The organism is Ramlibacter rhizophilus (assembly GCF_004681965.1).
Lineage (GTDB): Bacteria > Pseudomonadota > Gammaproteobacteria > Burkholderiales > Burkholderiaceae_C > Ramlibacter > Ramlibacter rhizophilus.
Map to the genome: position 1 here is coordinate 270,357 of NZ_SMLL01000004.1, position 23,320 is coordinate 293,676.

21 protein-coding genes and 1 other RNA gene are annotated in these 23,320 nt (G+C 69.0%); 20 read left to right on the forward strand and 2 right to left on the reverse strand.

All coding sequences use genetic code 11. From position 1 onward, the window contains the following. The first annotated feature begins 86 nt into the window (after window positions 1–86). From EZ242_RS11200 to EZ242_RS11240, 9 genes are all read left to right on the forward strand, one after another. The gene (locus EZ242_RS11200; RefSeq protein ID WP_135285247.1) at window positions 87–1,502 is read left to right on the forward strand and encodes an aspartate ammonia-lyase; all 1,416 of its coding nucleotides are present in this window, start codon (window positions 87–89) and stop codon (window positions 1,500–1,502) included. A gap of 159 nt (window positions 1,503–1,661) precedes the next feature. Next, window positions 1,662–2,561: a transporter substrate-binding domain-containing protein gene (locus EZ242_RS11205; RefSeq protein ID WP_135285248.1), complete on the forward strand. Its 900-nt coding sequence runs from the start codon at window positions 1,662–1,664 to the stop codon at window positions 2,559–2,561. A 105-nt stretch (window positions 2,562–2,666) separates the two neighbouring features. Further along, the gene (locus tag EZ242_RS11210) at window positions 2,667–3,386 is read left to right on the forward strand and encodes an amino acid ABC transporter permease (RefSeq protein ID WP_135285249.1); all 720 of its coding nucleotides are present in this window, start codon (window positions 2,667–2,669) and stop codon (window positions 3,384–3,386) included. Next, window positions 3,386–4,054: an amino acid ABC transporter permease gene (locus EZ242_RS11215; protein WP_135285250.1), complete on the forward strand. Its 669-nt coding sequence runs from the start codon at window positions 3,386–3,388 to the stop codon at window positions 4,052–4,054. The genes EZ242_RS11210 and EZ242_RS11215 overlap by 1 nt, the downstream gene beginning before the upstream one ends. Window positions 4,055–4,072: 18 nt before the next feature. Next, on the forward strand, window positions 4,073–4,810 hold the full coding sequence (locus EZ242_RS11220; RefSeq protein ID WP_135285251.1) for an amino acid ABC transporter ATP-binding protein: 738 nt from the start codon (window positions 4,073–4,075) through the stop codon (window positions 4,808–4,810). 31 nt (window positions 4,811–4,841) lie between these two features. Next, window positions 4,842–6,005 (forward strand): dihydroorotase, encoded by a 1,164-nt coding sequence (pyrC, locus tag EZ242_RS11225; RefSeq protein ID WP_338101467.1) that lies wholly within the window; start codon window positions 4,842–4,844, stop codon window positions 6,003–6,005. Next, complete coding sequence (locus tag EZ242_RS11230; RefSeq protein ID WP_240787056.1) at window positions 5,990–6,748, forward strand: DUF3025 domain-containing protein; 759 nt, start codon at window positions 5,990–5,992, stop codon at window positions 6,746–6,748. Before pyrC ends, EZ242_RS11230 begins: the two co-directional genes overlap by 16 nt. A gap of 67 nt (window positions 6,749–6,815) precedes the next feature. Further along, a complete protein-coding gene (gene htpX / locus EZ242_RS11235; RefSeq protein ID WP_135285253.1) occupies window positions 6,816–7,685 on the forward strand; it encodes a protease HtpX in 870 nt (289 codons plus the stop codon). A 133-nt stretch (window positions 7,686–7,818) separates the two neighbouring features. Next, window positions 7,819–8,706, forward strand: coding sequence for an amino acid ABC transporter substrate-binding protein (locus tag EZ242_RS11240; RefSeq protein ID WP_135285254.1), 888 nt, complete (start codon window positions 7,819–7,821; stop codon window positions 8,704–8,706). Here EZ242_RS11240 and EZ242_RS11245 read toward each other — a convergent pair. Then, window positions 8,678–10,345 (reverse strand): NAD(P)/FAD-dependent oxidoreductase, encoded by a 1,668-nt coding sequence (locus EZ242_RS11245; RefSeq protein ID WP_135285255.1) that lies wholly within the window; start codon window positions 10,343–10,345, stop codon window positions 8,678–8,680. The genes EZ242_RS11240 and EZ242_RS11245 overlap by 29 nt on opposite strands. 66 nt (window positions 10,346–10,411) lie before the next feature. On the opposite strand from EZ242_RS11245, the gene rnpB reads away from it, so the two are divergent. Next, window positions 10,412–10,744: RNase P RNA component class A (gene rnpB, locus EZ242_RS11250), an RNA gene on the forward strand. On the opposite strand, the gene EZ242_RS11255 is transcribed toward rnpB, so the two are convergent. Then, entirely contained in the window at window positions 10,739–12,379 is a 1,641-nt protein-coding gene (locus tag EZ242_RS11255; protein WP_135285256.1) for an MBL fold metallo-hydrolase, read from the reverse strand. The genes rnpB and EZ242_RS11255 overlap by 6 nt on opposite strands. A gap of 45 nt (window positions 12,380–12,424) precedes the next feature. Here EZ242_RS11255 and dapF point away from each other — a divergent pair, with 45 nt between their 5' ends. The 10 genes from dapF to mraZ all read left to right on the forward strand — a co-directional run bounded on the left by dapF (window position 12,425) and on the right by mraZ (window position 23,316). Next, window positions 12,425–13,282, forward strand: coding sequence for a diaminopimelate epimerase (gene dapF, locus EZ242_RS11260; RefSeq protein ID WP_135285257.1), 858 nt, complete (start codon window positions 12,425–12,427; stop codon window positions 13,280–13,282). Next, window positions 13,279–13,980 (forward strand): DUF484 family protein, encoded by a 702-nt coding sequence (locus EZ242_RS11265; protein WP_135285258.1) that lies wholly within the window; start codon window positions 13,279–13,281, stop codon window positions 13,978–13,980. Before dapF ends, EZ242_RS11265 begins: the two co-directional genes overlap by 4 nt. A 14-nt stretch (window positions 13,981–13,994) precedes the next feature. Further along, a complete protein-coding gene (locus EZ242_RS11270; RefSeq protein WP_135285259.1) occupies window positions 13,995–14,924 on the forward strand; it encodes a tyrosine recombinase XerC in 930 nt (309 codons plus the stop codon). A gap of 41 nt (window positions 14,925–14,965) precedes the next feature. Then, complete coding sequence (locus tag EZ242_RS11275) at window positions 14,966–16,150, forward strand: class I SAM-dependent rRNA methyltransferase (protein WP_135285260.1); 1,185 nt, start codon at window positions 14,966–14,968, stop codon at window positions 16,148–16,150. 67 nt (window positions 16,151–16,217) lie between these two features. Beyond that, window positions 16,218–17,276: a CobW family GTP-binding protein gene (locus EZ242_RS11280; RefSeq protein WP_135285261.1), complete on the forward strand. Its 1,059-nt coding sequence runs from the start codon at window positions 16,218–16,220 to the stop codon at window positions 17,274–17,276. Between the two features lie 790 nt (window positions 17,277–18,066). Further along, the gene (gene dksA, locus EZ242_RS22405) at window positions 18,067–18,813 is read left to right on the forward strand and encodes an RNA polymerase-binding protein DksA (RefSeq protein WP_240787070.1); all 747 of its coding nucleotides are present in this window, start codon (window positions 18,067–18,069) and stop codon (window positions 18,811–18,813) included. Between the two features lie 24 nt (window positions 18,814–18,837). Continuing rightward, the gene (locus tag EZ242_RS11290) at window positions 18,838–20,565 is read left to right on the forward strand and encodes an STAS domain-containing protein (protein WP_135285262.1); all 1,728 of its coding nucleotides are present in this window, start codon (window positions 18,838–18,840) and stop codon (window positions 20,563–20,565) included. A 59-nt stretch (window positions 20,566–20,624) separates the two neighbouring features. Beyond that, window positions 20,625–21,191 carry an ATP-dependent protease subunit HslV gene (hslV, locus tag EZ242_RS11295; protein ID WP_135285263.1) on the forward strand — a complete coding sequence of 189 codons (567 nt, stop codon included), beginning with the start codon at window positions 20,625–20,627 and terminating at the stop codon, window positions 21,189–21,191. A 61-nt stretch (window positions 21,192–21,252) separates the two neighbouring features. After that, complete coding sequence (hslU, locus tag EZ242_RS11300; protein ID WP_135285264.1) at window positions 21,253–22,563, forward strand: ATP-dependent protease ATPase subunit HslU; 1,311 nt, start codon at window positions 21,253–21,255, stop codon at window positions 22,561–22,563. A gap of 324 nt (window positions 22,564–22,887) precedes the next feature. Beyond that, entirely contained in the window at window positions 22,888–23,316 is a 429-nt protein-coding gene (mraZ, locus tag EZ242_RS11305) for a division/cell wall cluster transcriptional repressor MraZ (protein ID WP_135285265.1), read from the forward strand. Window positions 23,317–23,320 lie beyond the last annotated feature (4 nt).

Genomic DNA, 23,320 nt, shown 5'->3' on the forward strand with positions numbered 1-23,320 from the left:
CCGCGCATGGACCCGCGGGAAAAAGGCATTGGCAAGCGGGCGCGGGCATGCCTAGAGTGGCTGCTTCTGCGCTCCAGCCCTTCTAAATGACCGCCACCCCGCACCGCGTCGAACGCGATTTCCTCGGCCCCCGCGACATTCCTGCCGACGCCTACTGGGGCGTCCACACCGCCCGCGCGGTCGAGAACTTCCCCATCTCCGGCACGCCCGTGTCGGCCATGCCGGAGCTCATTCGGGCTTTCGGTTTCGTCAAGAAGGCCACGGCCGGCGCCAACCTGGAGCTGGGCGTGCTCGACGCCAAGCGGGCGCACGCCATCATGTGGGCCTGCGACCGGTTGATCGCAGGGGAGTTCCACGAGCAGTTCGTGGTGGACGTGATCCAGGGCGGCGCGGGCACCTCCACCAACATGAACGCCAACGAGGTCATCGCCAACCTCGCACTGGAGCGCCTGGGCTTCGAAAAGGGGCGCTACGACGTCCTGCATCCCAACGACCACGTCAACGCCTCCCAAAGCACGAACGACGTCTATCCCACCGCCGTGCGCCTGGCGCTGTGGGCGGGCATCGACAAGCTGCTCGATTCGATGGCCGTGCTGCGCACGGGCTTCGAGGCCAAGGCGGAGGAGTTCAAGGAGGTGTTGAAGATCGGGCGCACGCAGCTGCAGGACGCGGTGCCCATGACCCTGGGCCAGGAGTTCTCCACCTACGCCGTGATGATGGAGGAGGACGAGGCCCGCCTGCGCGAGGCGCGCGCCCTCATCCAGGAGATCAACCTGGGGGCCACGGCCATCGGCACCGGCATCAACGCACCGGCCGGCTACGCGGACCTGGCCTGCCGCCTGCTCGCGCAGGGCAGTGGCATCCCGGTGGTCAAGTCCAAGAACCTGGTCGAGGCCACGCAGGACACCGGCGCCTTCGTGCAGCTCTCGGGCGTCCTCAAGCGCGTGGCCACCAAGCTGTCCAAGACCTGCAACGACCTGCGCCTGCTCTCCAGCGGCCCGCAGGCCGGCTTCGGTGACATCCGCCTGCCGCCGCGGCAGGCGGGCTCGTCCATCATGCCGGGCAAGGTCAACCCGGTGATTCCGGAGGTGATGAACCAGGTGGCCTTCGAGGTGATCGGCAACGACATCACCGTCACCCTGGCCTCCGAGGCCGGCCAGTTGCAGCTCAATGCATTCGAGCCGATCATGGGCTGGAGCCTGTTCAAGAGCATCAAGCACCTGTCCAACGCCTGCCTCACGCTGCAGGCCCATTGCGTGGCAGGGATCGAGCCCAATCGCGAGCTGCTGGCGCGCCGGGTGCGCGAGTCGGTCACGCTGGTCACGGCGCTCAATCCGATCATCGGGTACGAGAAGGCCGCCCTCATCGCCAAGACCGCGATCGCCACCGGCGCGCCCATCGAGGACGTCGCGCACTCCCTAGGCATCCTCACCCGCGAGGAGATGGCGGCGCTGCTGGTGCCGCAGACGCTCACCGAGCCGCTTCGCCTGCAATCGAAGTGACCGCCGGCACGAAGCCTGCTTATGCTCCAACGCGGCCTCGGCCATTGGTAGGCATCGCCATTTCGATGTGAGCAAAGTGACCTAAGGGTATTCCCTCAAGTTCGTTTTCGTAGAATTTTCGGTTCATTCAACCCCACGCTTTCGACACAGGAGATGCGTATGAAGAAGCAAGTGCTGGCCCTCGCCGTTCTGATGGCTGCCGCCGGCGGCGCCATGGCCCAGGCCAACGACACGCTGGCCAAGATCAAGAACTCGGGCACCATCACCATGGGCGTGCGCGATTCGTCCGGTGCCCTGTCCTATACGCTGGGTGACGGCAAGTACGCCGGCTACCACGTCGAGATCTGCCAGCGCATCATCGACAACGTCGAGAAGGCCGTCGGCCGCAAGCTGGATGTGAAGTACCAGCCCGTGACCTCGCAGAACCGCATCCCGCTGGTGCAGAACGGCACGGTGGACATCGAGTGCGGCTCCACCACCAACAACGCCACCCGCCAGAAGGACGTGGCCTTCCTGCCCACCACCTTCGTCGAGGAAGTGCGCATCGCCACCAAGGCCAACTCCGGCATCACCGGGATCAAGGACCTGGACAACAAGACGGTGGCCACCACTACCGGCACCACCTCCGTGCAGCACCTGCGCAAGCACGAGCGTGGCGAGAAGCTGAACTTCAAGGAAATCTACGGCAAGGACCACGCCGACAGCTTCCTGCTGCTGGAGTCCGGCCGCGCCGATGCCTTCGTGATGGACGGCGCCATCCTGGCGGGCAACATCGCCAACGCCAAGAACCCCGAGCAGTACAAGCTGGTGGGCGAGGTGCTGAGCGTGGAGCCCATCGCCATCATGGTGCGCAAGGACGACGCGGCCTTCAAGAAGATCGGCGACGAGACCGTGCGCCAGATGGCCAAGTCCGGCGAACTCGCCAAGCTGTGGGACAAGTGGTTCATGCAACCCATCCCGCCGAAGAACGCGAAGGTGGGCTACGCGGCCAGCGAGAGCACCAAGCAGGCCTGGGCCAACCCCAACGACAAGCCGATGGAAGAGTACTCGAAGAAATAATCGAGATCGCCTGAGGACGAAGACCCCGCCGAGGCGCCTGCTGAGGCGGGGTTTTCAGCATCTGGCAGCGGTAAACAAGAACGAGCGATCAAGAGGGCTCCGCGCATGACCTGGGATTGGGCAGTATTCCTGAACGATGACGGCAGTGGCCGCACTTACCTCGAGTGGTTGTTCGAGGCCTGGCAATGGACGCTCACGGTGGCGGGTTGCTCCTGGGTCGTGGCCGTGGTGGCCGGTGCGCTGATCGGCACGATGCGCACCCTGCCCAACAGCCCCGTGCTGGTGCGCCTGGCCAATGTGTGGGTGGAGGCGTTCCGCAACGTACCCATCCTGGTGCAACTCTTCCTCTGGTACTTCGTCGTGCCGCGGGTGTTCCCGTTCTTCCAGGAGGTCCCCGGCTTCCTGCTGGTTGTCTTCGCGCTGGGCTTCTTCACCTCCGCGCGCATCGCCGAGCAGGTGCGCGCCGGCATCCAGTCGCTGCCGCGCGGCCAGCGCAACGCCGGCATGGCCATGGGCTTCACGACGGCTCAAACCTATCGCTATGTGCTCCTGCCCATGGCGTTTCGCATCATCCTGCCGCCGCTCACCAGCGAGTCCATGAACCTGCTGAAGAACTCCTCGGTGGCGTTCGCGGTGTCCATCCCCGAACTGACCATGTACGCCATGCAGGTGCAGGAGGAAACCTCGCGCGGCATCGAGGTGTACATCGTCGTGACGGCGGCCTACGCCGTCTCCGCCTTCGCCGTCAACCGCGTGTTCGCCTGGATCGAACGGCGCGTGCAGGTGCCAGGCTTCATCGTGGCCGGCGCCGCGGGAGGTCACTGATGGGCGCGCTCGACTTCGGCTTCTTCAACTGGGAGATCTTCAGCAACTTCGTGCTGAAGGGGCTCCTGTTCAGCATCCAGCTGACCATCATCGCCACACTGGGCGGCGTCTTCTTCGGCACGCTGCTCGCGCTCATGCGCCTGTCGGGCCGCAAGGTGCTCGTGGTGCCGGCCACCATCTACGTCAACGGCATGCGATCGGTGCCGCTGGTGATGGTGATCCTCTGGTTCTTCCTGCTGGTGCCGCTCATCATCGGCCGGCCGGTGGGCGCGGAGTACTCGGCCATCATCACCTTCATCGCCTTCGAGGCGGCGTACTTCAGCGAAATCATGCGCGCGGGCATCCAGTCGATCCCGCGGGGTCAGGTGTACGCCGGGCAGGCGCTGGGCATGAGCTATGGCCAGAACATGCGCCTGGTCGTGCTGCCGCAGGCCTTCCGCAACATGCTGCCTGTGCTGCTGACGCAGACCATCATCCTGTTCCAGGACACCTCGCTGGTCTATGCCATCGGCGCCTACGACCTGCTCAAGGGCTTTTCCACCGCCGGCAAGATCTATGGCCGTCCGGAGGAGACCTACATCCTGGCCGCGGTCTTTTATTTCGTGATCTGCTACACCTTGTCCTGGCTGGTCAAGCGCCTGCAGAACCGCATCGCCATCATTCGCTGAACCGTCGAAAGCAACACCATGATCGAGATCAAGAACGTTTCCAAGTGGTACGGGCCCGTGCAGGTGCTCAGCGACTGTTCGGTGAATATCAGCAAGGGTGACGTGGTGGTGGTCTGCGGCCCTTCGGGCTCGGGCAAGTCCACCCTGATCAAGACCGTCAACGGCCTGGAGCCCATTCAGAAGGGCACGATCACCGTCGACGGCATCAGTGTCAGCGACCCCAAGACCAATCTGCCCAAGCTGCGCAGCCGCGTGGGCATGGTGTTCCAGCATTTCGAGCTGTTTCCGCACCTGTCGGTGACGGAGAACCTGACCATCGCGCAGATCAAGGTGCTGGGCCGCAGCGCCGACGAGGCCCGCACGCGCGGCCTCAAGATGCTGGACCGCGTGGGCCTCATGGCACACAAGGACAAGTTCCCCGGCCAGCTCTCGGGCGGACAGCAGCAGCGCGTGGCCATCGCGCGGGCGCTGTCCATGGACCCCATCGTCATGCTCTTCGACGAGCCCACCTCCGCGCTCGATCCCGAGATGGTGGGCGAGGTGCTGGACGTTATGGTGGGCCTGGCCAAGGAAGGCATGACCATGATGGTGGTCACCCACGAGATGGGCTTCGCGCGCAAGGTGGCCAACCGCGTGATCTTCATCGACGTGGGCGGCCACATCCTGGAGGACTGCAGCAAGGAGGAGTTCTTCGGCAACCCCGACGGGCGCCAGCCCCGCACCAAGGACTTCCTCAACAAAATCCTCAGCCATTGAAGGCGCGAATGAATCTCCTCTGCGGCCCGATCTGGCGCCTGCGCTTCTCGCCGTACCCAAGTACGGCTGCGATGCTCGGCACCACCCCGGGCCGCTCGCTACGATTCCTTCGCACGTTCTGAGCCGTCGGCGGGGGGCTACAGGGTGGGACAATCCAGGTTCCATGACCTCGCAGCTCACCCTCACCCGCCCCGACGACTGGCACCTGCATGTGCGCGACGGCGCCGCCATGGCCGCCGTGGTGCCGCACAGCGCCGCGCAGTTCGGCCGCGCGATCATCATGCCCAACCTGCGCCCGCCGGTGACCACCACCGAGCAGGCGCTGGCCTACCGGGACCGCATCCTGGCCTGCGTGCCCCCGGGGCTGGCGTTCGAGCCCCTGATGACGCTCTATCTGACGGACCGGCTCCCGCCCGAGGAGATCCGTCGCGCCCGCGAAGCCGGCATCGCCGCCGTCAAGCTCTACCCGGCCGGCGCCACCACCAACAGCGACGCCGGCGTGACCGACCTGGCCAAGGTGTACCCCACGCTGGAAGCCATGCAACGCGAAGGCCTGCCGCTGCTGGTGCACGGCGAGGTGACCTCGCCCGAGGTCGATCTCTTCGACCGCGAGGCGGTCTTCATCGACGAAAAGCTCATTCCGCTGCGGCGCGATTTCCCGCAGCTGAAGATCGTGATGGAGCACATCACCACGCGCGAGGCGGCGCAGTACATCCGCGAGGCCGACGCGAACACCGCGGCCACCATCACGGCGCACCACCTGCTGTACAACCGCAACGCGATCTTCACCGGTGGCATCCGCCCGCACTACTACTGCCTGCCCGTCCTCAAGCGCGAGACGCACCGCCAGGCGCTGGTGGAGGCGGCCACCGGCGGCAGCCCGAAGTTCTTCCTGGGCACGGACAGCGCCCCGCATCCGGCGCACCTGAAGGAGCACGCCAGCGGCTGCGCCGGCTGCTACACGGCGCATGCGGCCATCGAGCTGTACGCCCAGGCCTTCGAGGCCGCCGGTGCGCTGGAGCGCCTGGAAGCCTTCGCCAGCTTCCACGGCCCCGACTTCTACGGCCTGCCGCGCAACACCGGCACCGTTACCCTGCGCCGCGAGCCTTGGACCGTGCCCGAGGCCTATGCCTTCGGCGAGGCCCAGCTCAAGCCCCTGGGCGCGGGCGAAACGCTGGCGTGGAAGCTGGCCTGAGCCTGGACTGGTCCGCGCCCGGGCTGGCGCCATGGCGCGAGCCGGGCGAGCGCCTGGCCCGGCGCATCGCCGCTGGCGCGCCGGTGCACGCCGCCCTGAACGAGGAGGCCGGCCGCGCGCGCGTGTCCGGCGTGCCGCGCTTCGTGCCGCAGCAGGCGCTGGGCGCCGGCATGCCCTACGAGCGCTTCATCCGCGAGAGCGGCTGTTGTCCGAGCCGCGACAACCTGCACGACTTTCTCAATGGCCTGGTCTGGCTCGCGTTCCCGCGGGCCAAGGCGCGGCTCAATGAACTTCAGGCGGATCAGATCGCGCGGCATGGCATCGGCGCCGAGCGGGGACCGGTGCGCGACGCGGTCACCCTCTTCGACGAGAACGGCCTGCTGCTGCAGGCGCCGCCTCCCCTCTGGGAGGCGCTGCTCGCGCGCGAGTGGCGGCGCCTCTTCGTGGAGCTGCGGCCCCTGTGGACCGCCGCGCAGGTGCTGATCTTCGGCCACGCGCTGCTGGAGAAGCTCGCCGCGCCGCGCAAGGACATGACCGCCCACGTCTGGCGTGCGCCCGCGCCGCTGCATGATGCGGCGCAGGCGGACCGCTGGCTGGCCGGCGAGTTCACGCCCGACGCCCTGGCCGCCAAGCCCTTCACGCCGCTGCCGGTGCTGGGCATCCCCGGCTGGTGCGCGGCCAACCAGAACTTTTCCTTCTACGACGACTCATTGGTCTTCAGGCCGATGCGCCGTCGCGCTTGAAACCGGCGGCCGCGGCCTTATCTTTCGCGCGGGAATCCTTTTCCTTCTACCGGAGCTACTAGCCAAAATGAAACGCGTCTTCCTGTTCGTGGCCACCAACCTTGCCGTGGTGGTGGTGCTGGGCGTGGTTGCCAGCCTGCTGGGCGTCAACCGCTACCTCACGGCCAACGGGCTGAACCTGGGTGCCCTGCTTGGCTTCGCGCTGATCATGGGCTTCGGCGGTGCGTTCATCTCGCTGCTGATGTCCAAGACCATCGCCAAGTGGAGCTCCGGCGTGCAGCTGATCGAAGAGCCGCGCAACGCCGACGAGAAGTGGATCGTGGACACCGTGCGCCGCTTCGCCGACAAGGCCGGCATCGGCATGCCCGAGGTCGGCATCTTCCCCGGCGAGCCCAACGCCTTCGCCACCGGCGCGTTCAAGAACAACGCACTCGTGGCGGTGTCCACCGGCTTGTTGCAGGGCATGACCCGCGAGGAAGTGGAGGCCGTGATCGGCCACGAGGTGGCGCACATCGCCAACGGCGACATGGTCACCATGACGCTGCTGCAGGGCGTGATGAACACCTTCGTCGTGTTCCTCTCGCGCGTGATCGGCTACGTGGTCGACGGCTTCCTGCGTCGCGGCGAGCAGTCCTCCGGTCCCGGCATCGGCTACATCGTGACCACCATCGTGCTGGACATCGTGCTCGGCTTCCTGGCGGCCATCATCGTGGCCTGGTTCTCGCGCCAGCGCGAGTTCCGCGCCGACCGCGGCGCGGCCCAGCTCATGGGCCGCAAGCAGCCCATGATCAATGCGCTGGCGCGCCTGGGCGGCATGGTGCCCGGCGAGCTGCCCAAGGGCCTGCAGTCCATGGGCATCACCTCGGGGGTGGGCAAGCTGTTCTCCACGCATCCGCCCATCGAGGAACGCATCGCGGCGCTTCAGCAGGGCGCCTGATCCGCAGAAAGCCGCCGCGAGGCGGCTTTTTTGTGGCCCCGAGGCCAAGCGACGCGCCGGAAAGCGCGACAAATCCCGGCTTAGCTAGTTCATATTGCGTAACATCGGCGCTCCCGAGAGAACTGGAGTAGCCATGTCATTTCATTCCAAGGTCCGCCTGCTGCGCAGCCTGTGGATCGCCGCATGCTGTGCGCTCGCCCCCGGCCTGGCCATGGCGCAGGACGTGCTGCAGCGGATCGCCACGCGCAACCAGGTCAACGTGGGCTACAGCGAGAACTCGCCCCCGTTCTCCTTCCTGGCCGATGGCAGTCCGGCCGGCTACAGCGTGGAGCTGTGTACCCAGGTCATCGCCGAGCACCTGCGCCAGACACTGGGCATCCCGGCGCTGCGGGTGAACCTGCTGCCCGTGTCGCAGGACCAGCTCGCGCGCTTTGTCGGTGGCGGTTCGGTGGATCTCATGTGCGCCAGCGTGTCGGACACGCCCCAGCGCCGGGCGAGCATGCATTTTTCCGCGCCCATCTTCGTCGCGGCGGTGAAGCTGCTGGTGCTGGGCGAGGACGGGCCGCGTCGCCTGGCCGATCTCAAGGGCGCCACCGTGGCGGTGCTGGGCCGCACCACGGCTGAAGCGGCGGTGCAGCGCGCCAGCGACCGGCACGGCCTGGACCTGCGCTTGTCCCGCGTCGTGAGCACGGACGCCGCCCTGGCGCAGCTGCGCCTGCGGCAAGCGCAGGCCTGGGCCCGCGACGAACTGCTGCTGCTCGGATCGGTGGCCAAGGAGGCCGACCGGCAGCGCTTCACGCTGTTGCCCGAGGTGCTGTCGACCGAGCCGATTGCCATCGCCATGCCTCGCGACGACCGCCTGCAGCGCGCGGTGGACGAGGCCCTGGCGCAGAGCATCCGCAGCGGCCGCCTGCAGGCCCTCTACGACGCCTGGTTCGTGCATCCGAACGCGGTCACGCCGACGGGTTTCAAAATGCCGCTCTCGGGCGAACTCAAGGCCGAACTGGATCGCCGGAAGTAGCAGCGAGCTGCCGGGCCACGGCTTCGCCCACCTTGATCCCGTCCACCCCCGCCGAAAGGATGCCGCCGGCGTAGCCGGCGCCTTCGCCGGCGGGATACAGCCCTCGCAGCCCCAGGCTCTGGAAGTCATCGCCGCGGGTGATGCGAACGGGCGCCGAGGTGCGCGTCTCCACGCCGGTCAGCACCGCGTCGTGGCGGTCGAAGCCACGGATCTTGCGTCCGAAGACGGGCAGCGCCTCGCGGATGGCCTCGATGGCGAAGGCGGGCAGGCTCGGTTGCAGGTCGCCCAGGCGCACGCCCGGCTTGTACGAAGGGATCACCTCGCCGAAGGCCGTCGACGCCCGACCGGCGATGAAGTCCCCGACGAGCTGCCCGGGCGCGTCATAGTTGCCGCCGCCGAGCTCGAAGGCACGCGACTCCAGCTCGCGCTGCAGCCGCACCCCCGCCAGCGGGTCGGTGCCGGAAAAGTCGCGCGGCTCGATGGCCACCACCATGCCGGCGTTGGCATTGCGTTCGTTGCGCGAGTACTGGCTCATGCCGTTGGTGACCACCCGGCCCGGCTCGGAGGTCGCGGCCACCACCGTGCCGCCCGGGCACATGCAGAAGCTGTACACCGCGCGGCCGTTGCTGGCGTGGTGCACCAGCTTGTAGTCGGCCGCGCCCAGCAGCGGATGGCCGGCATGCCGGCCCCAGCGGGCGCGGTCGATCAGCCCCTGCGGATGCTCGATGCGAAAGCCCACGGAAAAAGGCTTGGCCTCCAGGAACACGCCCCGCGCGTGCAAGCGCTCGAAGGTGTCGCGCGAGCTGTGGCCGAGGGCGAGCACCACGTGGTCGGCGCGAAGCTCCTGTGCCTGGCCCGTCGCCTGGTCCAGCACGGTGAGCCCCCGCAGGCACCGGCCGCCGGGTCCGTCCTCGATGTGGAAGTCGGTGACGCGCTGCTGGAAGCGGACCTCGCCCCCGAGCGCGATGATCTGCGCGCGCAGGTTCTCCACCACTTTCACCAGCTTGAAGGTGCCGATGTGCGGGTGCGCGACGTACAGGATCTCCTCGGGCGCACCGGCCTTGACGAATTCGCCCATGACCTTGCGGCCCAGGTGGCGGGGGTCCTTGATCTGGCTGTACAGCTTGCCGTCCGAAAACGTGCCGGCGCCGCCTTCGCCGAACTGCACATTGCTTTCTGGCTGCAGCTCACGCTTGCGCCACAGGCCCCAGGTGTCCTTGGTGCGCTCCCGGACGCTCTTGCCACGCTCGAGCACGATGGGCCGAAGCCCCATCTGCGCCAGCACCAGCGCCGCGAAGATGCCGCAGGGCCCGAAGCCGACCACCACCGGTCGCGGCTCGGGCGCGGACCGGACGCTCACCGGCGGATGCCACTGCATGTCCGGTGTGGGCGCGATGTGCGGATGGTCGCCGGCGCGGGCGAGCACGGCCGGCTCCAGCAGCGGATCGGCCAGGGTGACATCGACGATGTACACCGCCATCAGCTCGGCCTTGCGGGCATCGAAGCTGCGCTTGAAGACCTTGACGCGGACCAGCGCGTCGTCGGGAAGGGAGAGGGCCTGGCGGACGGCCGCGCGCAGCGGCGCCTCGGGCTGCTCGGCCTGCGCGAGCGGCAGCTTGATTTCGGAGATGCGGATCATGGTCTTGCGGGCCCGTGGTGATCGGGCCAAAGCCATCGGAAAGGGGAGGGCGATAATAGCGCCCGTGAAGCCCGCCAGGCCGCCGCTGGTGCAAGTGCCGAGAGGCCGCACTGGAGGAACGTCCGGACTGCACAGGGCAGCGTAGCAGGTAACACCTGTCCACCGTGAGGTGAGGATCAGAGCAACAGAGACGAGTCCTCGCGCGCTTCGGTGCGCGAGGGGTGAAACGGGCAATCTCTACGCGCAGCAATACCAAATAGGCCAGCGGTGATCTGTGTCCCGGGGAGCTGGCGGGTAGGTAGCACCGAGCCGTGTCGGCGACGCACGGCCCAGAGGAATGGCGGTCACGTCACGGGTAACCGTGACGCACAGAATCCGGCGTATCGGCGGGCTTCACACTTTCTGTTTCGCTTCGAGTGCGCGCAGCCGCTCCACGTGCGCCAGCAGCGAGCGCCGGGCCACCGGCCACAGGCGCTCGGGCACGTCCTCGTACACCAGCGGCACCCAGGCATCCAGGTCGCCTTCCGGCAAGGCCCGCATGGCGGCGGCGACCTTGGCTTCGCGCTGCAGACGATGCGCCTTCAAGCGGGCGATGGCCTCGGGCGCGTTGCCGATGACATGGCCATGCGCCGGCAGGATGAAGGCCACGCCTTCGGCCTCGCACAGCGCGGCGAGCCGGTCCAGCGAGTCGAGGTAGGCGCTCATGTCGCCGTCGGGCGGGTTCACCACGGTGGTGCTGCCGTTGAGGACGTGGTCGCCGGAGAAGAGCAGCGCGTCCTCGCGCAGCAGCAGGCACAGGTGGTTGGCCGCGTGGCCCGGGGTCGCGACGACCTGCAGGCTGTGCGTGAGCTCGCCGCCGTCCAGGCGCAGCACCTCCCCGTCCTCTACGCAGCGGTCCGGCGTGAAGGCCGATTCCGGCCCGGCGGTCGGTGCCGAGGGCAGGCCGACAATGGGGGGCCGCGCCTTGCACATCGCCTGCAGCGGCCGCGCGCCGGGCGCGTGGTCCGGGTGCGAGTGCGTGCAGACGATGAAGCGGATGTCGCCGCCCGCCGCCTCGAAGAGGCGCTGCAGGTGCGCGGCGTCGGCGGGGCCGGGGTCGATGACGGCATAGCCGGTCGCCGTCTCGCCGACCAGGTAGCTGTTGGTCCCCGGGCCGGTCATCATGCCGCGGTTGCCGGCCGTCAGGCGCGCGAGGTGGCGCAGCAGGGGCACGGGGCGCTCGTGCTGCCAGTCCAGGGCATGGACGATCTGGCCGTCCGGGCACACCAGTGCCAGCTCGCCGTAGGGCATCTCGTGCTCCATGTAGCGCGCCTCGCGCCCGTCCAGCAGGCCAGCCCGCGGGCAGCTGGTCCACAGCGCCTGCTCGCCGGCGCAGGCGTCCAGCACCGCCTGCACGCTCGCGTAGGCGGCCAGCCGCTCCAGGGTGCGAATGGTCGGGAAGATCATGAAGAAGCTGCCGGCCCGGTGCCGCTCCAGCGCCTCGGCGGGTCGCACCCACACGGGCTCGAACTGCTCGGCCTCGTCGGCCAGGGGCTGCTGTCCCTCGGGCATGCGCGCGACCAGGAAAGGCACGTCGAAGCGGCGCGGCAGGTCGCGGTCGGTGACCCAGTGCGCGAGCAGGAACACCTCGTCGGCCCGCAGGCGCCAGCCGCGCGCGCGGCACTGCTCGTAGAAGGGCCCCTGCCGGTCCAGCGCGGCGAGGTCGCCCGCCTGCACCGGCCGCCCGTCGGCGTGGCGCGCCAGCAGCAGCCCCAGTTCCTCGAAGCTCTCGCGGATGGCGGCCAGTGCCTGGGTGAGGCGTCGATCGTCCTGGCCCGGGCGGCGCTCGGCGAGCTCGTGCGCGGCCGCGTCCGCCGCGTCGATGCCGCCGCCGGGGAAGACGTAGGCGCCGGGGGCGAAGCTGGCCGTGGCCGAGCGTCGCGTCATGAGGATCTCGAGACCGGCGGCCGAGTCGCGCATCAGGATCACGGTGGCGGCGGGGCGCGGCGATGCCGGTTCGCGCTGGGGATGGAGCAGTTGGCTGGGTCGGACCATGGCCGATTATCGAAGCGCGGGCGAGGCACGCCCATAATGCGGCCCATGCGAGTCCGCTTCACCAAGATGCAGGGCGCCGGTAATGATTTCGTGGTGCTGGACGAGACCCGCGCACCGCTGAAGCTCGGGCCGGCGCAGTACCGCTGGCTGGCCGATCGCCACTTCGGCGTCGGCGCGGACCAGATCCTTTCCGTGCGGCCCTCGCCCGCACCGGGCATCGACTTCGAATACGTGATCCACAACGCCGATGGGGGCGAGGTCGAGCACTGCGGCAACGGCGCGCGCTGCTTCGTGCGCTTCGTGCGCGAACGCGGCCTGACCGACAAGGACACCATCCGCGTGCGCACCGTGAACCAGCTGCTGGAGCTGCGCATGCTGCCCGACGGCCGCGTCACGGTGGACATGGGCCTGCCCGAGTTCGACCTGGCCCGCGTGCCCTTCGACTCCACCGGCCTCGCGCCGCACCCCGAGCCGGGCTGGGAGCGCTGGGCGCTGCCGGTCGCGGGGCACGCGCCGCTGCTCGCGGTGCTCTCCATGGGCAACCCGCACGCGGTGCTGGAGGTGGACGCCGTGGACGAGGCGCCGGTCGCCTCGCTCGGGCCGCTCGTCGAGACGCACCCGGCGTTTCCCCGCAAGGTCAACGTCGGTTTCATGCAGGTGCTTTCCCGCGCCGCGATCCGCCTGCGCGTGTGGGAGCGCGGCGCGGGCGAGACGCTGGCCTGCGGCACGGGCGCCTGCGCCGCCGTGGTGGCGGGTATCCGCCTCGGCCGGCTGGACGATCGCGTGGACGTCCACACCCGCGGCGGCGTTCTCACCATCGAGTGGGCCGGCCCGGGGCACTCCGTGCTGATGACCGGCCCGGCCACGACGGTCTTTGAAGGGGAAGTGGAGATACCGCAATGAGCAGCATCAACAAGAACGACATGCACCCGATCACCGAAGACGACATCGCCAACTACCTGGCGAACACGCCCGATTTCTTCATGCGCCATGCCGAGCTGCTGGCGAGCGTGCAGCTCACCAGCCCGCACGGCAATCGCGCGGTGAGCCTGCAGGAGCGCCAGGCCGAGATGCTGCGCGAGAAGATCCGCGTGCTGGAGCAGCGCGTGATGGAGATGGTCCGCCACGGCAACGAGAACATGATCATCGCCGACCGCCTGCAGCGCTGGGCGCGGCAGCTGCTGCTCGTGCGCGCGGGCAATGCCCTGCCTGCGACGATCGCCGCCGAGATCAGGAGCCAGTTCATGGTGCCGCAGGTCGCCATCAAGGTCTGGGGCGTGCCGGACCGCTTCGCCGACGAGCCCTTCGCGCAGGGCGTGACGGAGGACGCGAAGACCTTCGCGACCTCGCTCACGCAGCCCTATTGCGGCGTCAATGCGGGCTTCGAGGCGGTGGGCTGGCTGGAGGATCCTTCCATGGCCATGTCGCTGGCCCTCATTCCGCTGCGCGAAGGGCAGGTCACCGGCACCACGCCCGCTTTCGGCATGCTGGTGCTGGCCTCGCCCGATCCGCAGCGCTTTGCCAGCGGCATGGGCACCGATTTCCTGGAGCGCATCGCCGAACTCGCAAGCGCGGCGCTGGGCCGGCTGCGCGCGGACTGAAAGCCTGGCCGGACATGGCCGCCACGCCCGCCGACGACGCCGCGCTGGTCGAGCGCTATCTCGAGCATGTGCGGGTGGGCAAGCGCCTGGCCGCGCGCACCGTCGAGCTTTATTCGCTGGACCTGCGCAAGCTGCAGGCGAATGCGTCGCAGGCCGGCGTGGGCCTGCTGCAGGTCCAGCCGGCGCACGTGCGGCGCTGGGTGGCGCAGATGAATGCCGCGGGACGCAGCGGCCGCGGAATCGCCCTCATCCTTTCGGGTTGGCGGGGCTTCTACGCATGGCTCGGTCGCGAGGCCCTGATCCCGGCCAACCCGGTGGTGGATGTACGGGCGCCGCGCGCGCCGCGCCCCCTGCCCAAGGCCTTGAGCGTGGACGACTCGGTGGCCCTGGCGGACTACCACGACGAGGACGGCCATCCGCGCGACGAAGCGCGTGACGCGGCCATCGTGGAGCTTCTCTATGGCTGCGGCCTGCGGGTCGGCGAGCTCGTGGGGCTGGACCTGCAGGCCACCGCAGCCGCGGCCGGCTGGGTCGATCTGGACGCCGGTGAGGCGCAGGTGCTGGGCAAGGGAGCCAAGCGGCGCAGCGTGCCCGTCGGACGCAAGGCGCTGGCGGCCCTGCGCGCCTGGATCGACGTGCGCGGCGTGGCACAGGATCCGGCCCTGTTCCTCAACGCGCGCGGGCGGCGGCTTTCGGCGCAGGCCGTCTGGCGCCTGTTGCGCCGGCGCAGCCTGCAGGCGGGCCTGGCCACGCCCGTGCATCCGCACATGCTGCGGCACTCCTTCGCCAGCCACGTGCTGCAGTCCAGCGGCGACCTGCGCGCCGTGCAGGAGCTGCTGGGCCACGCCAGCATCGCCACCACGCAGGTCTACACCCGCCTGGATTTCCAGCACCTGGCCAAGGCCTACGACGCAGCGCACCCGCGCGCACGCCGCAAGCCCTGAGGAACCGCCGTGCGTCCGCCCGCGAGCGGACAATCGCGGCCATGAAATCCATCCGCCTGAAGGAAGGCAAGGACCGTTCCCTGCTGCGCCGCCACCCCTGGGTCTTCGATTCCGCCATGGCGAAAGGCGGTGCCGATCCGGGCGAGACGGTGCGCATCGACGCGCACGACGGGCGTTTCCTCGCCTGGGCGGCCTTCAGCCCGGCTTCGCGCATCCGCGCGCGGGCCTGGAGCTTCGACGCCGCCGAGCGCGTGGACGCGGCCTTCTTCACCCGCACGATCGCGCGCGCCGTGCAGGCCCGTCGCCGCTTCGCCATCGACAGCGACAGCCTGCGCCTCGTGCACGGCGAATCGGACGGCCTGCCCGGTCTCATCGTGGACCGCTACGGCGACACGCTGGTCGCGCAGTTCCTCTCGGCGGGCGTCGAGCGCTGGAAGGCCGTCATCGCCGACGCCCTGCTGGCCGAGACGGGGCTCTCGCGCCTGTACGAGCGATCGGACGCCAGTGCCCGGCAGCTCGAGGGGCTCGCCCCCGCCACGGGCTGGCTGCGCGGCGAGGGGCCGACCGAGCTCACCATCCGCGAGCACGACTGGCGCCTCACGCTGGACATCGCCACGGGCCACAAGACCGGGTTCTACCTGGACCAGCGGGACAACCGGAAGCGCCTGGCCGACACGGTACGGCGCCTCGGCACGGGCAGGGTGCTGAACTGCTACTGCTACACCGGCGGCTTCACCGTCGCGGCGCTGGTGGCGGGCGCGCAGCAGGTGGTTTCCATCGACTCCTCCGCCCCGGCCCTGGCGCGCGCCCGCGCGAACCTCGAACTCAACGGGCTGGACCCCGCGCGCGCCGAGTTCCTCGATGCCGACGTGAACGCCAGCCTGCGCCGCTTCATCGAGCAGGGCGAGCGTTTCGACGCCATCGTGCTGGACCCGCCGAAGCTGGCCCCCACGGCGGCGCATGCCGAGCGCGCCGCCCGGGCCTACAAGGACATCAACCGGCTGGCGCTGAAACTGCTCGCGCCGGGCGGCGTGCTGTTCACGTTCTCCTGCTCGGGCGGCATTCCCTTCGACCTGTTCCACAAGATCGTGGCCTCGGCCGGCATCGATGCGGGCGTCGACGGCTACATCACCGAGCGCCTCGGCGGCGCGCCCGACCACCCGATGACCCTCGTCTTTCCGGAAGGCGAATACCTCAAGGGGCTGGTGGTATGCCGCAAGGACTGAACCTCGCGGGCCCCGAGCAGTTCCAACCTCGCTACACTCCCGGTCCCTTCGACCCGCGCGTGCGACCATGAGCCTCATTCCCGCCACCATCCTCACCGGCTTCCTCGGTTCAGGGAAGACCACGCTGCTCAAGCGCGTGCTGAGCGAGGCGCACGGCCAGAAGATCGCCGTCATCGAGAACGAGTTCGGCGAAGAGAACATCGACAGCGACATCCTGGTCAGCGACACCGACGAGCAGATCGTGCAGATGAGCAACGGCTGCATCTGCTGCACCATCCGGGAAGACCTGCGCGCCACGCTGCAGCTGCTGGCGGAAAAGAAGCGCAAGGGCCTGCTGGATTTCGAGCGCATCGTCATCGAGACCACGGGCCTGGCCGACCCCGGCCCCGTGGCGCAGACCTTCTTCATGGACGACGAGATCGCCGAGACCTACCTGCTGGACTCCATCCTCACCCTGGTGGATGCCAAGCACGCGGCCCAGCAGCTCAACGACCGCCAGGAGGCGCGCCGGCAGGTGGGCTTCGCCGACCGCATCTTCCTCAGCAAGACCGACCTGGTCTCGGGTGACGAGACCGAGGCGCTCATGCACCGCCTTCGGCACATGAACCCGCGCGCACCGCAGCAGCGGGTGCATTTCGGTGAGGTGCCCATCGCGCAGGTCTTCGACCTGCGCGGCTTCAACCTCAACGCCAAGCTCGAGATCGACCCGGACTTCCTCAAGGAAGACGAGCACGACCACGCGCACCACGACCATGACCACGCGCACGGGGAGCACTGCGACCATCCTTCGCACGCCCACGGCGGCCATGGCCACCACCATCATCACGACGACGACGTCAAGAGCTTCGTCTTCAGGTCCGAGCGGCCCTTCGATCCTGCGCGCCTCGAGGACTTCCTCGGCGCCATCGTGAACATCTACGGCCCGCGCATGCTGCGCTACAAGGGCGTGCTGCACATGCAGGGCACCGACCGCAAGGTGATCTTCCAGGGCGTCCACCAGCTCATGGGCAGCGACCTGGGACCGGCCTGGGCTGAAGGCGAGCAGCGGCAGAGCAAGATGGTCTTCATCGGGCTGGACCTGCCGCGCGACATCTTCCTGCAGGGGCTGCAGCAATGCCTGGTGTGATGCTGCGCTTGCGGCAACGCAACACCCGGGCAAACAGGGAGCGGCGACTGTTCCCGTTTGAGTTAGGCTTGCGCGCTTTGTAACGGACCGGCGAATGCTTGTCTCACTCCTGCAACTCATGGGCTTTCCCTCGGCTTCGGCGCGCGGAACGGCCGAGCTGCAAGACAAAGCAGGTATAACTCGGGCCGATGCAGGCCTTACATCAACCGGGAAGAGAGGGTCCGGTGCCAGCCGCCCGCGGTTGGCCAGGGCCGCAGCCGCGAGGAGGCAGGAAGTGAAGCCGCAACCGAAGGCCGCCGCCAAGGCGCAGAAACCAGCCGCCAAGAGCGCCCCCGTCAAGGCCGCTGCGAAGAAGGCGGTGGGCACGGCGCGCGTCGCCGCCAAGGCCGCCTCGGCCAAGACGCCGGCCCGCGCCGTCGCTGCCAAGGGCTCCGTGCGCACCGTCGCCAAGGCCGCGGCCAAGCCCGCCGCCGCCAAGCCGGCCGCCAAGGCCGCCACCCGCTCCGCCGCGCCGGCCTCGGCCCGCCCGGCCGCGCCCAAGTCCGCCGCCAAGAAACCCGTCGCCCGGCCAGTGTCCAAGGCGCCGGCCAAGCCGGCCGGCAAGGCCGCCCCGCCTTCCACCCCCAAGGCCGTGGCCAAGCGCCCGGCCCCCGCGCGCCCGGCCACCGCATCGGCGGCGGGAAGCGCCCCGACCCGCCAAGCCGCGCCCGCCAAGGCGGCGCCGGTACAGACCCCCACCAAGGGTCTCGCCCAGGGCGCGCCCGCCGCGTCCCCGAAACCATCCACCCCGGTGGCTGCCCGCAAGAGCGTGGCTGCCGCTTCCGCCATCGCTGCCTCCCCGGCGAAGTCCACGGCTCCGGCCGCGGCTGCGCCCGAGGTGCGCGTTCCTTCTTCCACCCCCGTAGCTGCCGCAGCCGCGCCCCAGGGCGCCGTGCCGCCCCGCGCCGGCCGGGTTTCCGCCCGGCTGGCCCAGATCACGGTGCCCTCCATGGCGCAGTCCGTGGCCTCCACGGCGCCCAAGGCCAGCTACATCCAGACGCCAAGTCCTCCCGTGCTCAAGTCGCCCCCCCTCGCCCAGGTCAGCAAAGACCCCAAGCTCGCCAACAACTGGAAAACCAAGAGCCCCGAGGAGCTCACGGATCCCGAGGTGCTGGCCATGCCCGACGCCGAATACATGAACGACAAGCAGATGGCGTTCTTCCGCCTGAAGCTGGTCGCCCTCAAGCGGGACATCCTGGCCAACGCCGGTGAGACCACCGAGCATCTGCGCGAGGACACGGTCATCGTGCCGGATCCGGCCGACCGCGCCACCATCGAGGAAGAGCATGCGCTGGAACTGCGCACGCGCGACCGGGAGCGCAAGCTGCTCAAGAAGATCGAGCAGTCCATCGCCCGCATCGACGCGGGCGACTACGGCTACTGCGACGAGACCGGCGAGCCCATCGGCGTGGGCCGCCTGCTGGCCCGCCCCACGGCCACGCTGTCGCTGGAAGCGCAGCAGCGGCGTGAGCTCAAGCAGAAGATGTTCGGCGACTGATCTTTTCCTCGGCGCCGCGCTGCCATGTCCGACCCCAAGGACGAGAACCCCGGGCTCTTCGCCAAGGTCATCAAGTTCGTGCGCAACCCCGCATCGGGCTGGTCGGGGTTGGAGCTGCCCGAGGAGGAGCGCGAAAGCGGCTACTCCCGGCAGATGCTCAAGGAGATGATCGAGCGCAAGCGGCGCAACGACTTCGTGCGCCGCCGCGAGTTCGACATGCTGCGCAAGCTGCGCCGCAGCGAGGTCATCGCGGGCAACGACCCCGCGGCCAGGCCTTCCTTCTTCCAGAGCTCCTTGCCTTCTCGGCCGGACGACCGCGCCAGCACGCTCAAGAAGATCGACGAGATCGAGGCGCAGATGTCGCAGCAGTGGTGGAAGACCCGCAATGGGGAGCCCACCACCACGGGCGGCCTGTCGCGCTCCACGATCCCGCCGCTGACGAGCTCCGGTCCCACCGGGCTGCCGGGCAGCCGTGTCGGCGGCTTCAGCCCGTCGGAGGGGCTCTCGATCGAGCTTCCGCTGCTGCACGCGCAGACGCAGCCCCTGACCGTGGAGGCCACCCTGCCGGCCACGGTGCCCAACGTCCTGCCGCCGTCGGCGCAGCCGCCGAGCGTTCTGGCGTCGACCCTCGACTTCTCGCCGGAGCTTGCGCCGGTGGAGGAGTTCACCCACGACGCCGAGCTCGAAGACGTCGCGATCCGCTTCGCCCAGGGGGACGACGCCGGCGTCGAAGCCGGCCTGCAGGCCCTGGTGGGCGCCGGTGGCACACGGCAGGACCATGTCGAGACCTGGCTCGTGCTGTTCGACTTCTACCGCGCCACCGGCCGGCAGGAACGTTTCGACGAAGCCGCGCTGAGCTTTGCCGAGCGCTTCGGCCGCTCGGCCCCGCAGTGGATCGCCTTCGGTGGCCCGGCCCGCGGCGGCCCGGCGCAGCCGGCCGGGCCTGCCGCGCCGGTCACGCCGGTGGACTGGACCTGCCCGCCGGTGCTCACGGCCGCCGCCTTCCCCCTGCTCCAGGCGGCGCTCGCGCGCGCCCCCCAGCCCTGGCGTCTCTCCTGGGGCCGGCTGGGCAGCATCGATGAAAGCGCCCTGGCGCCGCTGGCCCAGTTGCTGGGCCAGTGGGCCGCCCAACCCGTGGCACTGCGCTTCGTTGCCGCCGAATGCCTGGAAGCTGCCTTGAAGGCGCGCACCCCGCCAGCCGACGCCAGCGTTCCGGCGGCCTGGTGGCGCCTGCGGATGGAGGCGCTTCGCCTGCTCAACCGCCCGGACGAGTTCGAGATGGTGGCCATGGACTTCTGCATCGCCTACGAAGTGTCGCCACCGTCCTGGGAGGCGCCGCGCTGCCGGGTCGCGGCCCTGGATGCCGACGGCCAGTCCGCGGCGCCGGCCAGCGCGTTCCCGCGCGAGCCCTATGCCGACTCCGTGGCCAGCGTGCCGGCCAGCGGCTTCGGCGAGCCCGCCTCGCGCTTCGCTCCCATGCCGCAGGGCGAACTCGCCGGTGCCCTGCAGGACGATGCCACCGCCTTGCTGGCCCGGCTGCCCGCCGTGTCCGCCGGCCAATCGCTGTCCGTCGACTGCGCCCGCCTGGTGCGCATCGATTTCGGCGCGGCCGGAAGCCTGCTCAACTGGTGCACCGCACGGCAGGCCGAAGGCTGCCTGCTGCAGTTCACCGGCGTGCACCGGCTGGTCGCCGCCTTCTTCGCGGTGGTGGGCATCGACGGCACGGCCCGCATCGCCCTGCGCCGCGACTGAAATCGCAACGGTTTCCCTGGTCGGCTTGCATTCGCGGGCACCGTCCCCAGTTCGCTGCGATGGAACAGTTTCACGGAACGACCATCGTGAGCGTGCGCCGTCGCGCCCCGGATGGCAGCTGGCAGGTGGCGATCGGCGGTGACGGCCAGGTCACCCTGGGCAATGTGGTGGTCAAGGGTTCGGCCCGCAAGGTGCGCAAGCTCTACCACGACCGCGTGCTGGCCGGCTTCGCCGGCGCCACGGCCGATGCCTTCACCTTGTTCGAGCGCTTCGAGGGCAAGCTGGAAAAGCACCAGGGCCACCTGGTGCGTGCCGCGATCGAGCTCACCAAGGACTGGCGCACCGACCGCGTCCTGCGGCGCCTGGAAGCCATGCTGGCGGTGGCCGACAAGGACGCCTCGCTCATCATCACCGGCAACGGTGACGTCCTCGAACCCGAGCGCGGCATCATCGCCATCGGCTCCGGCGGCGCCTACGCCCAGGCCGCCGCGCGTGCCCTGCTCGAGCACACCGAGCTCCCGGCCCAGGACATCGTCAAGAAGTCGCTGGAGATCGCGGGGGAGCTGTGCATCTACACGAACATGAACCACACGGTGGAGGTGCTGGGGGAGGGCGCCAGGGGCTAGCGCCCTGGCCGCAGTCCGGTTTGCCCGCACGTCTCCTCCTCGCTTCCAGCCTCCACGCCCTATGTCTTCCATGACCCCCCAGGAAATCGTCTCCGAACTCGACCGGCACATCGTCGGGCAGCAGCAGGCCAAGCGCGCGGTGGCCATCGCGCTGCGCAATCGCTGGCGCCGCCAGCAGGTGGACGAGAAGCTCCGCCCGGAGATCACGCCCAAGAACATCCTCATGATCGGCCCGACCGGCGTCGGCAAGACCGAGATCGCCCGACGGCTGGCGCGCCTGGCCGATGCGCCGTTCATCAAGGTCGAGGCCACCAAGTTCACCGAGGTCGGCTACGTCGGCAAGGACGTGGACTCCATCATCCGGGACCTGGCCGAGATGGCCGTCAAGGAGACCCGCGTGGCGGCCATGCGCAAGGTGCGCACCCGCGCCGAGGATGCGGCCGAGGAGCGCATCCTCGATGCGCTGCTTCCGGGCACCCAGGCGCACGAGGACAACGCGACCCGGCAGGCCTTCCGCAAGAAGCTGCGCGAAGGGCAGCTGGACGACAAGGATGTCGAGGTCGAGCTGAGCGACGCCAAGCCGCCGCTGGAGATCCTGGGGCCCGCCGGCATGGAGGACATGGCCGAGCAGCTCAAGGGCATGTTCGGCCAGCTCGGAGCCGGGCGGCGCAAGACGCGCAAGCTCAAGATCCGCGACGCGCTGCGCCAGCTCACCGACGAGGAGGCCGCGCGCCTGGTCAACGAGGAGGAGATCCGCGCCGAGGCCATCCACAACGCCGAGCAGAACGGCATCGTCTTCATCGACGAGATCGACAAGGTCACCTCGCGCAGCGAGGGCACCAGCGCGGCCGACGTGTCGCGCCAGGGCGTGCAGCGCGACCTGCTGCCCCTGGTGGAAGGCACCACCGTCGCCACCAAGTACGGCCCCATCAAGACCGACCACATCCTCTTCATCGCCAGCGGCGCCTTCCACCTGTCCAAGCCGAGCGACCTGATCCCCGAGCTGCAGGGGCGCCTGCCGATCCGCGTCGAGCTGGCCTCGCTGTCCGTCGAGGACTTCGAGGCCATCCTCACCCAGACCCATGCCTCGCTGGTCAAGCAGTACCAGGCGCTGCTGGCCACCGAGGGCGTCACGCTCGTGTTCACCCCCGACGGCATCACCCGGCTGGCCCGCATCGCCTATGAGGTCAACGAGCGCACCGAGAACATCGGTGCGCGGCGCCTGTCCACGGTCATGGAGCGGCTGCTGGACGAGATCAGCTTCGAGGCGACGCGCCTGAGTGGCCAGACCCTCACGATCGACGCCGCCTACGTGGACAGCCGCCTGGCCGAGCTGAGCCGGGACGAAGACCTGTCGCGCTACATCCTCTGACGCCAGCCGCAGCGCACCAGTCCGACCTGTTGCGCGGCCGTGGACCGTGTTGGGCTGTCGGCACGTCCGCGCCGCCGCAGGCAGCTCGCGGGCACCTCAGACGCTACTTTCACAGCAACCTGTAAGTTCTTCATTTAGAACGCGAATTTGCGTTTCGCTACGCCAAATTTGCGTTCTAAGTGCTTGATTCCATTGACTTTTTCCACGCGAGCACGTCTTGCGCCGTTGAGTTTTCCTGCTACAGTGGGATTAAGTGCAGTTTGGTGGGAAAAAGTGTCCTGAAATCCCAGGGCTGCACCGTCTCCACCTCGGGAAAGCAAAGCGGTGTTCCAGGGCGCGTCCTCACTCACTCTCGATGCCAAGGGTCGGCTTTCCGTGCCGACCCGGCATCGCGACGTGCTGAGCGCCACCGCGGGCAACCAGCTCACCATCACGCGCCATCCGCATGGCTGCCTGATGGTCTTTCCACGACCCGAATGGGAAAAATTCCGTGAACGCATCGCGGCCCTTCCCATGCAGGCGCAGTGGTGGAAGAGAATCTTCCTGGGCAACGCCATGGACGTCGACATCGACGGCGCCGGCCGCGTGCTGATCTCACCGGAGTTGCGTGCGGCAGCCGGCATCGAACGCGAGACGATGCTGCTGGGCATGGGCAATCACTTCGAGCTCTGGGACAAGGCGACATACGACGCCAAGGAGGCCGAAGCCATGGCCGGTGAGATGCCCGATGCATTCAAGGACTTTTCTTTCTGACGGC